The 13,434-nt window shown below is 61.8% G+C and carries 10 protein-coding genes; 4 read left to right on the top strand and 6 right to left on the bottom strand.

Annotated elements, in window-relative coordinates:
• Positions 1–254 precede the first annotated feature (254 nt).
• From AB5405_RS08565 to AB5405_RS08540, 6 genes are all read right to left on the bottom strand, one after another.
• Entirely contained in the window at positions 255–5,036 is a 4,782-nt protein-coding gene (locus tag AB5405_RS08565) for an acyl-CoA dehydratase activase-related protein (protein ID WP_368138197.1), read from the bottom strand.
• Between the two features lie 11 nt (positions 5,037–5,047).
• The gene (locus AB5405_RS08560) at positions 5,048–5,758 is read right to left on the bottom strand and encodes a TetR/AcrR family transcriptional regulator (RefSeq protein ID WP_368138196.1); all 711 of its coding nucleotides are present in this window, start codon (positions 5,756–5,758) and stop codon (positions 5,048–5,050) included.
• A gap of 121 nt (positions 5,759–5,879) precedes the next feature.
• A complete protein-coding gene (locus tag AB5405_RS08555) occupies positions 5,880–6,737 on the bottom strand; it encodes an HAD-IIB family hydrolase (protein WP_368138195.1) in 858 nt (285 codons plus the stop codon).
• A gap of 87 nt (positions 6,738–6,824) precedes the next feature.
• Positions 6,825–6,992 carry a P-II family nitrogen regulator gene (locus AB5405_RS08550; protein ID WP_329738388.1) on the bottom strand — a complete coding sequence of 56 codons (168 nt, stop codon included), beginning with the start codon at positions 6,990–6,992 and terminating at the stop codon, positions 6,825–6,827.
• 5 nt (positions 6,993–6,997) lie between these two features.
• The gene (locus AB5405_RS08545; protein ID WP_368138194.1) at positions 6,998–7,891 is read right to left on the bottom strand and encodes a putative ABC transporter permease; all 894 of its coding nucleotides are present in this window, start codon (positions 7,889–7,891) and stop codon (positions 6,998–7,000) included.
• A gap of 128 nt (positions 7,892–8,019) precedes the next feature.
• On the bottom strand, positions 8,020–8,556 hold the full coding sequence (locus AB5405_RS08540; RefSeq protein WP_368138193.1) for an HD domain-containing protein: 537 nt from the start codon (positions 8,554–8,556) through the stop codon (positions 8,020–8,022).
• A gap of 228 nt (positions 8,557–8,784) precedes the next feature.
• Between AB5405_RS08540 and AB5405_RS08535 the strand changes: the two genes are divergently transcribed.
• From AB5405_RS08535 to AB5405_RS08520, 4 genes are all read left to right on the top strand, one after another.
• A complete protein-coding gene (locus AB5405_RS08535) occupies positions 8,785–10,566 on the top strand; it encodes a 1-deoxy-D-xylulose-5-phosphate synthase (protein WP_368138192.1) in 1,782 nt (593 codons plus the stop codon).
• A gap of 569 nt (positions 10,567–11,135) precedes the next feature.
• Positions 11,136–12,131 carry a glutamate ABC transporter substrate-binding protein gene (locus tag AB5405_RS08530; RefSeq protein ID WP_368138191.1) on the top strand — a complete coding sequence of 332 codons (996 nt, stop codon included), beginning with the start codon at positions 11,136–11,138 and terminating at the stop codon, positions 12,129–12,131.
• 138 nt (positions 12,132–12,269) lie between these two features.
• Positions 12,270–12,929, top strand: coding sequence for an amino acid ABC transporter permease (locus AB5405_RS08525; RefSeq protein WP_022094657.1), 660 nt, complete (start codon positions 12,270–12,272; stop codon positions 12,927–12,929).
• Positions 12,926–13,434: ABC transporter permease subunit (locus AB5405_RS08520; RefSeq protein ID WP_368138190.1), on the top strand; the 509-nt coding region annotated here is incomplete at its 3' end. The genes AB5405_RS08525 and AB5405_RS08520, both read left to right, overlap by 4 nt.

Below are 13,434 nucleotides of genomic sequence, written 5' to 3'. Positions count from 1 at the left end.
CTGCGACGCGGAAATCGCGCGCCGTTGCCGCGCCCCGCAGTGCCCGCTTCCCCCGAGAACAATTATCAGTGCAGGTACAGGGCTTGTACATATCCGGTATGCTCGACCTATTCAGATTTTGCCGCATACTTCCGATATTTAAGTTCGCAAGGGGTGATAGTTGGGGCGTTTACGCAACATATGTCCAGCAAAAACGGGTGGTAGCCGGTACGGCTACCACCCGTTTGTCTCATATCTAGCCCATAGCAGGCCAGCTACTTCTTAATGCCGCGTCCCAGACGCTTGGCGACCGACGCCACGGTCTCCTCGCTGGCCGGTCCGCAGCTCACGCAGCCGTCATGGGCACGCATCTGTCCGGTGACCTCGTCCATCGCGAGCGGCGCCACCTTCTCGAGCTTAAAGCCCTTGCCGGCGCGCATATTCTCCTTCGCCACGCTGATCATAAGCTTAATACGGTTGAGCTGGTTGACCTCAGACGCGCCGGGGTCGTAGTCCACCGCGACGATGTTGCTCTCGGGATGTTGACGGCGCAGCTCCTTGATCACGGCTTTGCCCACCACGTGATTGGGTAGGCATGCGAAGGGCTGCGTGCAGATAATGTTGGGCGCGCCATGGTCGATCAGGTCGAGCATCTCGGCCGTGAGCAGCCAGCCCTCGCCCATGTTGTTGCACACCGAAAGCACCGTGCGGGCCTTGTCGGCCATGGTGCCGATGCGCTCGGGCGCCTCAAAGCGCTCGGACTTTTCGAGCATCTCCTCCACCGGCGTGCGCATCCAGTCCACGAGCTTGATGAGCGCCTGCATACCAGCGCGCGTGGTAGCAGAGCTTCCCAGCTCGTCCTTCTGTAGCTCGGCGTTGCTCATGGAGTACAGGAAGAAGTCGAGCAGGCCCGGTACTACGGCCTCGCAGCCCTCGCGCTCGATCACGTCGACCACGTGGTTGTTGGCCGTGGGATGGAACTTGACCAGGATCTCGCCGACCACGCCCACGCGCGGCTTGGTGCTCTCGCCCACGAGCGGCATGGTGTCGAACGCGTGGATGGCCTCACGCGCAAGCTTGGTGTAGTTGTGGCGGTTGAACTTGGGCGCCAGCTTGCGGGCGCGCGCCATGTACTCCTCGTAGAGCGCATTGGCGGCACCGGGCGTGGCCTCGTACGGGCGGCAGCGATAGAGCATCTGCATCATCACGTCGCCAAAGAGCACCGCGTAGACCGCCTGTTTGAGCAGCGCCGGCGTAATCTTAAAGCCAGGGTTGTCCTCGCCGAGCGCCACGGCCGAAAGCGAGATCACCGGAATCTCGGGGTGGCCGCTCTCGCGCAGCGCCTTGCGGATGAGTGCGATGTAGTTGGTGGCACGGCAGCCGCCGCCGGTCTGGCTGATAACCACGGCCGTCTTGGACAGGTCGTACCGACCGCTCTCGATGGCCTCCATAATCTGGCCCGTCACCAGAATCGACGGATAGCAGATGTCGTTGTTCACATAGCGCAGGCCGGCCTCGACGGCGTCGTGGTCGGTCGAGGGCAGCAGCTCCAGGTTGTAGCCGGCACCGCGGAACACCTCTTTGACCAGGTCAAAGTGAATCGGCGCCATCTGCGGGCACAGGATGGTATAGCCCTCGTCGCGCATCTGCTCTGTAAAGGGCACCTTTGGCCACGCGGTCGAAGCACTCTCGCGCTGCGCCTCGAACGTGTACTTACGGCTCGCGAACGCGGGGGCATCCGTGGAAGGCGCCACCGGCGCAGCGTCGCCCTGCTCGTAGGCCTCGCCCGCGGCCGTGGCCACGGCCAGGCGCTCGGCCTCCTGGTCCTTGAGCGCCGCCATGAGCGAACGGATGCGGATGCGCGCGGCGCCCAGATTGGACACCTCGTCAATCTTGAGCACGGTGTAGATCTTGCCGCTGGCCTCCAGGATTTCCTGCACCTGATCGGTAGTCAGGGCGTCGAGACCGCAGCCGAAGGAGTTGAGCTGGATCAGGTCCAGGTCGTTGCGCATCGTCACAAAACGGGCGACGGCGTACAGGCGGCTGTGGTACATCCACTGGTCAACGACGCGAATCGGACGCTCGGGCTTTACCAGATGCGCGAGCGAGTCCTCGGTAAAGACCGCAAAGCCAAAGCTCGAGATAAGCTCGGGCAGGGCATGGTTGATCTCGGGGTCGTTATGGTAGGGACGACCGGCGAGCACGATGCCGTGACCGCCGTGGTCCTCGACCCACTTAAGGGCCTCCTCGCCCATGGTCTGGATGTCTTCGTGGAAGCGCGCATCGGCCTCAAAGGCAGCGTTGACAGCGGCATCGACTTCGGAGCGCGTGATCTTGGGACCGCACACGCGACCACGACCGGCTTGCGCATCGGCCACGCGGTCGACGGCGAGCACCTGGTACAGGCGGCGCTTGAGCTCGGTCTTGTCGTGATAGGGCACAAACGGGTACAGGAACTCGATGTTCTGCTCGCGAATCTCGTCGATATTGAGCGCCAGCGCCGTGGGGTAACTCATGACGATGGGGCAGTTATAGCAGTTGCCAGCCGTCGGATCCTCCTTGCGCTCCCAGCGCACGCACGGCATCCAGATAAAGTCGACGTCGCGGTCGATGAGGTTCATCACGTGGCCGTGGCTCATCTTGGCCGGGTAGCACACGCTCTCGGACGGCATGGACTCGATGCCCGCCTGGTAGGTCTTCTTGCTCGACTGGTCGGACAGCTGCACGCTAAAGCCCAGGCGCGTAAAGAATGCATGCCAGAAGGGGTAGTTCTCGTACATGTTGAGCGCGCGCGGGATGCCGACGGTGCCGCGCGGGGCCTCGTCGGGGCTCAGGACCTCGCGGTTAAAGAGCAGCTCATTTTTCTTTTTGAAGAGGTTGGGGGCCTCGGTCTTCTGCTTCTTGTGGCCGGCGCCCTTCTCGCAGCGGTTGCCGGTGATAAAGCGCCTGCCGCCGCCAAAGTCGTTGACGGTAAGCTGGCAGTTGTTGGAGCAACGGCCGCAGCGGACATGCTTTTGCGTCACGGTGAGGTGCGCGATGTCCTCTGCAGAAAGAATGGTCGAGGTGCCGTCGGCGCCGGCGCGATCGCGGGCGAGCAGGGCCGCACCGTAGGCGCCCATGCAGCCGGCGATGTCGGGACGCACGGCGTGAACGCCGGTAAGCTGCTCAAACGCGCGCAGCGTGGCATCGGACATAAAGGTGCCGCCCTGAACGATTACCTGGCTGCCGATCTCCTTGGGATCGCGCAGCTTAATGACCTTGAACAGGGCATTCTTGATGACGGAATAGGACAGGCCGGCCGCGATGTCGCCCACCGTGGCGCCTTCCTTTTGCGCCTGCTTGACGCGCGAGTTCATAAAGACCGTACAGCGGCTGCCCAGGTCGACGGGGGCCTTGGCATGGATGGCGGCATCGGCGAACGCGCGCACGTCCATGTTCATAGAGACGGCGAAGCTCTCGATAAAGCTGCCGCAGCCCGACGAGCAGGCCTCGTTGAGCATGATGTGCTCAATCACGCCGTCCTTGACGCGCAGGCACTTCATATCCTGGCCGCCGATGTCCAGGATAAACTCGACGCCGGGCAGGAACGCCTTGGCGCCGCGCAGGTGCGCAACGGTCTCGATCTCGCCCGAGTCGGCCTTGAGAGCCTCGATGAGCAGCGCCTCGCCGTAGCCCGTGGTGGTCACGTGGCCGATGGTGCAGCCGGCGGGGATGTGGTTGTAGAAATCGGCCATGATGACCTTGGCCGTGCCCAGGATGTCACCGTTGTTGTTGCCGTACCAGGTGTGCAGCAGCTGGCCGTCCTCGCCCACGAGCGCGGCCTTCATGGTGGTGGAACCGGCGTCGATGCCAATGAACACGCGGCCGGTGTAGCCTTCGAGCTTGCCCTTGGGGACGACCTCGGTGTCGTGGCGGCCCTTGAACTCGGCAAAGTCCCCGTCGGTGGCAAAGAGCGGGTCCAGACGCTCGACCTCGGCACCCTGTGTGTCACCCAGAGCATCGATAGCCTCGATGAGCTGCGGGAACGTGCTGAGCTTGTTGGACTCGTGCGCCATGGCGGCGCCGCTCGCCACAAACAGGTGGGCGTTTTGGGGCACAATGCGGTGCTCCTCGTCCAGATTGAGCGTGAGGTAGAAGCGGTGGCGCAGCTCGGAGAGATACTGCAGCGGGCCGCCCAGGAAGGCGACGTTCCCGCGGATGGGACGGCCGCACGCCAGGCCCGAGATGGTCTGGGTCACGACAGCCTGGAAGATGGAGGCAGCCACGTCCTCGGGGCGGGCGCCCTCGTTGAGCAGCGGCTGGACGTCGGTCTTGGCAAAGACGCCGCAACGGCTGGCGATGGGATAGATGGTGGTGGCGTTGGCCGCGAGTTCGTTAAGGCCGCTCGCGTCGGTGTGCAGCAGAGTGGCCATCTGATCGATGAACGCGCCCGTGCCGCCGGCGCAGGTGCCGTTCATGCGCTGCTCGATGCCGTTGTCGAAGTAGATGATCTTGGCGTCCTCGCCGCCCAGCTCGATGGCGACATCGGTGGCCGGGATGAGAGTCTCGACGGCACGCTTGCTGGCGATGACCTCCTGGACAAATTCCAGGTCGAGCCACTGGGACAGCAGCAGGCCGCCCGAGCCGGTGATGGCGCAGGTCATTTGGGCCGTCGGCAGCACGGTCGCAGCACCCTCGAACAGGTCGCGGGCGCAGGCGCGGACGTCGGTGTGGTGACGCTGGTACTTGGCGTAGACAATCTGGTTGTCGTCATTGAGCACGGCAAGCTTGACGGTGGTGGAGCCTACGTCGATGCCCAGGTGCATGTTGCCACGAGCGTTCTCAGGGTTGAAGATCGCGCCTTCGGGGGCCTGGGCGGCGGCTAAGGGCTCGGCGGCGGTGGCGGGCTCGCTGGCGACGGACGTCTCCCCTGCCGCGTTCTTGGCATCGGCAACTGCCTCAGCAACTTTCTCGGCAGCTGCGGTCGCGGCCTTCTGCGCGGCATCCACCACGGCGGGCGCGGCCTCACGCGCGGCAGCGACCATACGGTCCTTAATGCCCTCGACGAGTTTGCTCATTGTCTCTCCTCTTAGTTGTTGGACTCGACGGTTGCGGCGGTGTCGGCCACGTCCTCGAGCTGCAAGTTCAATAGCTTCATGCCGTATTCCGGCACGTTGATATCGATGGGTTGGCCATACAGGTCACCAGGGCGCACAAAAGCGAGCACCGTCATAATGCGCGCCATGGCCTCGGGCGATTCAGTGAGCCCGCGCTCAAACCAGCGCTGAATCATGCCGACCTCGGCACTCACGACGTAGGTGACGTAGTAGTCAAAGAACGTGCCCAGCGCCAGGCCCAAAATGCCCGTCTGTGCACGAGGCACCACGGCCTCACGCGCGGTATCGATAATCTTTTTAATGAAGGCGGGGTCGCCGCCAGGGCCTAGCAGGGCACCAATAAGATCGCGATTTGCCGCAAGATAGCGCAGCAGCTCAACTGAGCCGGGCGCCGGTTCGAGCTCGTCGATGTTACGGTAAAGATCGGGCAGCTGAGCTGCGGTGATGAGCTCCACGCGCTCACGAATCTCAGCCAACAGGCCGTCCTCAATCTGGTTGATAAAGTCGGGAATATCGCGGTAGTGCGAATAGAACGTACGGCGCGTAAGACCGGCACACTCGGTGAGCGACGCGACGTTAATGCGCGAAAGGTCGCCGCTTTCGGCAAGCTCGCTGGCAAGCGCCTGGCGAAGGGCACGCTGCGAGCGAAGGGACCGGCGATCGCATTTCTCGAGCTGGGACAAGCGTCCTCCTTGTTACTCAGCCTGTGCGCTATTGCACAGTGTGAGTATTATTGCACACCGTGTGCATCAACACGTAAAGGCAATAATTGGAATGTGACAAAGGGGCAGTCCCTCTGTCACATTATTCGATGACGGTGCGGGAGTTTTGCTTGTGCATGGTGGCGAGCATGTGTTTGGGAACGGCGTGGACCATGCAGCTGCCGATAGTCGCGCTCGCGGCGGCCTTAGCTGCATCACTACCGTTTTTGGTCGCGTAGCTGTGGCGGAAACGCTTGAGCATGGCAATGTCGTTACCGTCGTCGCCGTAAACCGCGACCTCGTCCTCGGCAATACCGTAGTAGCCCGCCAGCCAGGCCACGCTCTCGCCCTTGTTGCACGCCACGTCCGTGATCTCGAACATCACCGGATCAAACGGCGCGTTGACCACGCGGTCCGAGCGCTCGGCAAGATACGCTTTAAGGTCGCGCTCCAGCTCGGGCGAGGTCACGCGGCAGTTGATTTTGCACACGTCATGACGCAGGATGTCACCGATCGACTGGTCGAAATACTGTTCCTCGTGATACCCGCCACGTGCACGCATGCCACGCATCACGATGCGCTTGATGGGGCTGTCCTTCTTAAAACCCGCCTGGTGCATCTCGAACGAGCCGCTCGAGAACATGCCGTCAGGCGTGGAGCAGTCGAAGCAAATGTCCGGGAACGCCTTGAGCAGCTCCTCGGTAACCTGCGGGTCGATGGTCCAGGTCTTGAGCACCTCACCATGGCTGTCACGCACGATGGATCCGTTGGAGCAGCAGGCGTCGAGTGCCAGACCTGTGAAGCCATGCTCGCCGATCGGCAGCGTCGAGCGTCCGGTCGCGGGAACCACATGCAGGCCGGCCTCGGTCAGCTCGCGAATGGCACGGCGAATGGTCCCGTCTGCCTCGTGCAGGGCATTCAACAGCGTTCCGTCTAAGTCACTCGCAAACATCTTGATCATGGGCATGCCTCTCCTTCGTCTGCACGATATTGTAGACGAGAACGGGCGCGCCCCAAGAGAGGCACGCCCGTCAGGCGAAAGATTGTCCTACACCGCAGAAGGGCCGTGTTCGCCGGTACGGATGCGGATAACTTCCTCGACCGGCTCGACCCAGATCTTGCCGTCTCCAACGGCGCCGCAATCTTGGAAACGGCGCGGCAACGGACGCGAAACGAACGGGAAATACGCGAGCAAGGGAGCCGTGAGCGCGCCCATCCCGGCTAGCGCCGAAACAGCTCGTGGGCGCGGTCGCGGAGATTAGTTGCTCGAATGACACCTTCGTAGCGATTGATGCGCAGACGCGGGAAGGCATTGAAGAAGCGCAGGTCACGACGACTGAGTGACACGCTCGGTACCGGACGGCTCATGCGCTTACCGGCAAGGCGACGGCTGAGCGACGGACGTGGCATGCTCGGCGCGGCATCGGCCACGCGGCGGGCAGCGAGCGCCAGGCCGCGAGCACCATCCGAGATAAACGTCGGCATCGAAGCCTTCTCGCGCAGGGCATCGAGCGTCGCGTCGCCCAGCTCGGCCAGCCACGCGTTAACGGCACGGCTGCGGATATGCGTCTGCGCCACCGAGTCGATCGCCGAATCGGGAATACGTTCGAGCATGGAGTCAGACGCGTCGGCAAGCGACTCGTTGATGCGGTCGGCAAGGTCGGCGCGCACACGCTCCAGCTGATCGGACAAACGGCGCCAGCTGGCCAAAGAGCACACCGCATCGACCATCATCGCGACCGCGACGATAAAGGCCGCCAGCCGCACAATCAGCACCGGCAGATGGCCGAGCAGCCCCAGCAATGCCGGCTCCACTAAACGGCAAATGCACAGCGCACCCAGGCCAAACGCGCAGGCCCAGTACAGACAGATGCGTCCATGCAAATTAAACGGCAGGTGCGAGTAATCCCAAAAGCGAGCGCCTGTTGTCTTTTCCAATAGGAGGCCCACACTGTACTCGATTACGCTGCATACAAGCGCCGCCGCGACAAACTGGCCCGAGGCATCCGGAATCCCGCGCAGCAAAAGCCAGCAGGCTATGCCGCCCACACCATAGATAGGACAACACGGCCCCAGCAAGAATCCGCTGTTGGCGAAGCGTCCTTGGTTAAGCATGGCGCATACTGTCGACTCCCATGCCCAGCCGAAAAACCGTAAAAGGCAAACGAGAGTACCAGTGCCGAGAGTGGACAGGCGGCAAGCGTCGCGCCGCCAAACGCCATATCAATCGCGGTTTCCACCGTCTACCCTCTCCTCTTTTCGCTCGATGCTTTACTCATGCCATCGTCAGCCTCGTCCTTGCGCGGCAGACGGCCGGCGACCGTCTCGCACAGTGCGCACCACTTATCAGCCAGGCACACAATCCATGCCTCGCGACACGTCGGCGGCACTGGCACCAGCGGAAACATATGTCGCGCGATAATATTCCGTTCGCGCGGCGTCAGCTCAAAATCCTCTTCGGCACGTGCCAGGGCAAAAAATGGATGCCGAAATCCGTGCAGTCGATGGCTCGGATCGGGGTCATGCCAATCGTAGAGAAAGTAATCGTGTAACAAGGCTCCGCGCAACAGCGAGGCACGGTCGACCGAAATGCCAACACGGCCCAAGCGCTCGGCAAAGGACAGGCTCGCCCGCGCTACCGAAGTCACATGTGCATAGACCGTCACGTCGCCATGCTGGATAAACTCGTGCGTCAGGTCCAAGCGGCCCGCCTGGGCCAGCTGGTGGGCGGCATAGTCGACCTCGTGCGCGATTTTCTCGGCACGAACGGCATCAGACATGCTGCCTCCTTCCAGCGGCTCACGGCGGCAAGCCACGGCCTGCACGCATTGAATAAAAACATCATCGAATCTACCAGTATGGCATCGGACAAAACGTTTTGCCCCGCCAGTTGGCGAATTACCGCGCCGCCGTCACATATCAAACGCCAAAATGTGCGAGACTGTTCTGTGCAATTGTGCCGGCCGAGGGAGCGCCGGCGCTCGATTCGCATGGAGTAACCCACAACGATGCTGCTTACGCAAACGACAACGCCCGAGGACGTCAAGGCTCTCAATCGCGCCGAGCTCCCGCAGCTCTGCGACGAGATTCGCCACGCCATCCTCGAAAGCTCCGCCGCTGTCGGCGGACACGTTGCCCCCAACCTGGGCGTCGTTGAGCTCACGGTCGCGCTCCACCGCGTGTTTAACTCCCCCACCGACAAAATTGTCTTCGACGTGTCGCACCAGACCTACGCACACAAGGCGCTGACCGGGCGCGCGTACACCTATATCGATCCGGAGCGTTATGGCGAGGCCTCTGGCTTTGCCAATCCCGACGAGTCCGAGCACGACCTGTTCGCCATGGGTCATACCTCCACATCGGTGAGCCTGGGCTGCGGCTTGGCACACGCCCGCGATCTGGCGGGCGACAGCTACAACGTCATCACCATCATTGGCGACGGCTCGCTTTCGGGCGGCTTGGCGTTTGAGGGCTTCAACAATGCCGCCGAACTCGACAGCAACCTGATCATCATCGTCAACGATAACGACCAGTCCATCGCCGAGAACCACGGTGGCCTCTATCGCAATCTGGCCGAGCTGCGCACCAGCAACGGCACCTGTGAGCGCAACATTTTCCGCGCGATGGGACTCGACTACCGTTATTTGGACGCCGGCAACGACGTCCAAGCGTTGGTCGATACGCTGCAGGAGCTGCGCGATATCGATCATCCCATCGTGCTGCACGTCTCCACCGCCAAGGGCAAGGGCTTTGAGCCGGCCCAGAGCGACCCGGAGCACTGGCATCATGTGGGGCCCTTCGATATGGCAACCGGCCGCAAACTTTGCCCGGGCCACCCGAGCGAGCCCGCACCGCGCACCTATGCCGATATTACGGGCGAGGCACTCAACGCCGCTATCGCGAACGACCCGCAGGTTGTCGCCATCACGGCTGCCACGCCCTATATCATGGGCTTTACGCCCGAGCTTCGCGCCGCGGCAGGCAAGCAGTTTGTCGACGTGGGCATTGCCGAAGAGCACGCCGTCACCTTTGCCACCGCGCTCGCCAGCGCCGGCGCCAAGCCGGTCTTTGGCGCATACGGCACGTTTTTGCAGCGCGCCTACGATGAACTGTGGCACGACCTGTGCCTCAACGACGCCCCCGCAACCATCCTGGTGTTTGGCGCTTCGGTCTTTGGCACAACGTCCGAGACGCACCTCTCGTTCTTTGATATTTCCATGCTGGGCGGACTTCCCAACATGCGCTACCTGGCACCGGCCTGCATGGAAGAATACCTGTCCATGCTGAGCTGGTCGCTCGACCACCGCGAGCATCCCGTGGCAATCCGCGTACCGGGCATCGGCCTGGTAAGCCGTCCCGATCTGGCGCCCGCCGAGGGCGCCGATTATGGCATCGTGCGCTACGACGTCGCGCGTCAGGGCCGCGATGTAGCCGTGCTTGCGCTTGGCGACTTCTTTGAACTGGGCGAGCACGTGGCAAACCGCTTGGCTGCCGAGTACGGCATCGAGGCCACGCTCGTCAACCCGCGCTTTGCAACCGAGCTTGACCGCAAGTTTCTCGACAGCCTTGCCGCCGAGCATCGCGTTGTCGTCACCCTCGAGGACGGCATCTTGGACGGTGGGTGGGGCGAGCGTGTCGCGTGCTACTTGGCCTGCACGCCTGTGCGCACGCGCACCTTTGGCATCGCCAAGGGCTTCCCCGACCGCTACGACCCCAACGAGCTGCTCGCGCAGAACGGCATGACGGTCGAGAACATGGCCGCCGAAGCCGTAAGGCTACTCAACGAGTAAATAACCTCCGCAAGGGAAGCACCCCTGCGGAGGTTTTTATTTTCGCGACGCGATTATCTCAATCTGTAACATCTAGAGGATAAATCCTCGTCCAGCTGTTACAGATCGAGACATTCGAATCCCCCTGAAGAGATAATCTCGATCTGTAACAGCTAGAACCCATTTCCTCGTCTACCTGTTACAGATTGAGACAAAACAGAGAGGCAGGCCGCCACATCTGCAAGAACCACCACAAAGGTGCCTGTCCCCTTTGTGGTGGTTCTAAGTCATGGTCGGCGCGAAAAACGAATAGCCGTTCATACGCGGTCTCCTTACTTATATATGCGTCGCGTTGCCGCCATTATAGCGACCGCAGCGAGCGACCACGCCGTCCGCAAAACGCTTTCTTAACTACAATAATCGGCGTTTGCCCAGATAAAACCTGCCAAAATAAACCTGTCCCTTTTTGGTAGGTAGAATTACCCATAAGGTAAGTATGTTTCTGAGTTATTTCGTGTTGACCCATTTGAGCGGGATAGGGTATAATTCTACTCAACCGCTAGGGATTTTATTGAGAAAGGTGTTCTCCCATGAGCAAGAACCTCTCCCAGCAGGTCGTTCTCGACCGCCGCGGCTTCGTTGCCGCCACCTTCGCAACCGTCGCCGGCCTTGGTCTTGCCGGCTGCTCTGACACCAGCGCCGAGGCCGACAAGGGTTCCGCCACCGGCTCCTCCAAGGGCTCCGAGGATACCGCGGCTTCCACCACGCTCGATGCCAAGGCATTCGACAAGCTCGTCAACGACGGCCCCAAGGCCGATGACGACGCCATCGCCGCCAGCACCTGGGCGACGGCCGTCAAGGACGCCGGCGTCTTTAAGATCGGTGGCGTTCAGACCTCCACGCTCTTCTCCCTCCTCAACGAGAAAGACGGTCAGACCCGCGGCTTCGACGCCGGTATCGCACAGCTCCTGTCCAACTACATCCTGGGCGAGAACAAGGTCGAGATCACCCAGGTGACCTCGGACACGCGCGAGTCCGTTCTGCAGAACGGCCAGGTCGACGCTGTCTTTGCCACCTACACCATTACCGACGAGCGCAAGAAGCTCGTCTCCTTTGCCGGTCCCTACTACTACACGCAGCAGGCCATCCTGGTGCTCGCCGACAACGACGACATCAAGAGCGTCGACGACCTGGCCGACAAGAACGTCGCCGTCCAGTCCGGCTCCAACGGCCCCGCCATCCTGGAGGAGTTCGCTCCCAAGGCCAGCCAGCAGGAGTTCAAGACCGACGAGGAGGCTCGTCAGGCCCTCCAGCAGGGTCGCGTTGACGCCTACGTCATCGATAACAACATGCAGCAGAGCGCCCTGGTCCGCGAGCCCGGTAAATACAAGATCGCCGGCAAGCCCTTCGGCAGCAAGGAGCCCTATGGCATCGGTCTACCGCTCGATTCCGACGGCGTCGCCTTTGTCAACGACTTCCTTAAGAAGATCGCGGACGACGGCACCTGGACCGAGCTGTGGCAGATCTGCATCGGCGACCGCACGGGCGACACCAATGTTCCCGAGCTGCCCGAAATCGGCGCCTAGGCAACGAGCCTGGTAACGGCCGCAACGAAACCATATGGAAACGCACGATGCGCTTTATTGCGGTAAACTGTTTCCTCACAGAGTTGTCGGGGCTTCCGTACACACGGGAGCCCCTTTCCTTATCGGCGGGAGGTCCGCATGAGTCTCTCCGAGCTCTGGTCGCTCTATGGCCAGAACTATATCGACGCGCTGCTAGCAACCTGGGGCATGACGCTTGAGTCGTTTGCCATCGCCATGGTGCTGGCCGTCGCCGTCACCGTGATGCGCGTGTCGCCGCTCAAGCCGCTGCGCGTCTTTGGCGACCTGTATGTTCAGGTCTTCCGTAACATCCCCGGCATCGCGCTGCTCATCATCGTCGTCTACGCACTGCCGCCGCTCAAGGTTGTTCTGCCCTACCGTACCTGCGTTATCGTCGCCACGGTCCTTTTGGGCTCGGCCTTTGGCTCCGAGAACTTTATGAGCGGCATCAACACCGTCGGCGTCGGTCAGGTCGAAGCCGCACGTTCGCTCGGCATGAGCTTCAGCCGTATCCTCGCCAAGATCGTGATTCCGCAGGCACTGCGCTCGAGCGTGCTGCCCATGACCAACCTCTTTATCGCCGTCATGCTCACCACCGCGCTCGGCAGCCAGGTGCCGCTTAAGCCGCAAGAGCTCACCGGCGTGGTGAGCTACATCAACACGCGCTCGCTCGGCGGCGTCGCCGCGTTCTTTATCTCGGCGCTCGGCTACCTGGGCACGGCCTTTGTGGTGAGCCACATTGGCAACTACATTGATAAGAAGGTGAGAATCCTCCGATGAGCAAGCATTCCACCTCCGCGCTCACCATGCGCGATGCGCTCTACGAGGCTCCCGGCCCCAAGATGCGCGCCAAGATTCGCATCGGCACCGCCATCTCATTGGTTGCCGTGGCGGCGCTCATCGCCTTGGTACTGCAGCGCTTTTATGTGACCGGTCAGCTTTCGGTCCACTATTGGTATTTCTTTACGCACCTCTCCACCTGGAAGTTCTTACTTGCCGGCTTTGAGGGCACCGTTAAAGTCGCACTCACCGCTGGCGCCATCGCGCTGGTACTGGGCTTAGCCCTTATGCTCGGCCGCACGAGCGATATTAAGCCGCTGCAGCTGGCCTGCCGCGTGCTCACCGATTTTTTCCGCGGCGTACCGAGCCTGCTGTTCATCTACTTCTTCTTTTTGGTGCTGCCCCAGTACAAGATCGCGCTGCCGTCGTTTTGGATGCTCACGCTTCCCGTCGCGCTCGCTGCAGCTGGCGTACTTGCCGAGATCTTCCGTGCCGGCGTCAACGC

The sequence above is a fragment of the Collinsella aerofaciens genome, from assembly GCF_040920445.1.
Lineage (GTDB): Bacteria > Actinomycetota > Coriobacteriia > Coriobacteriales > Coriobacteriaceae > Collinsella > Collinsella aerofaciens_BH.
This window is presented reverse-complemented; position numbering and strand designations above follow the sequence as displayed.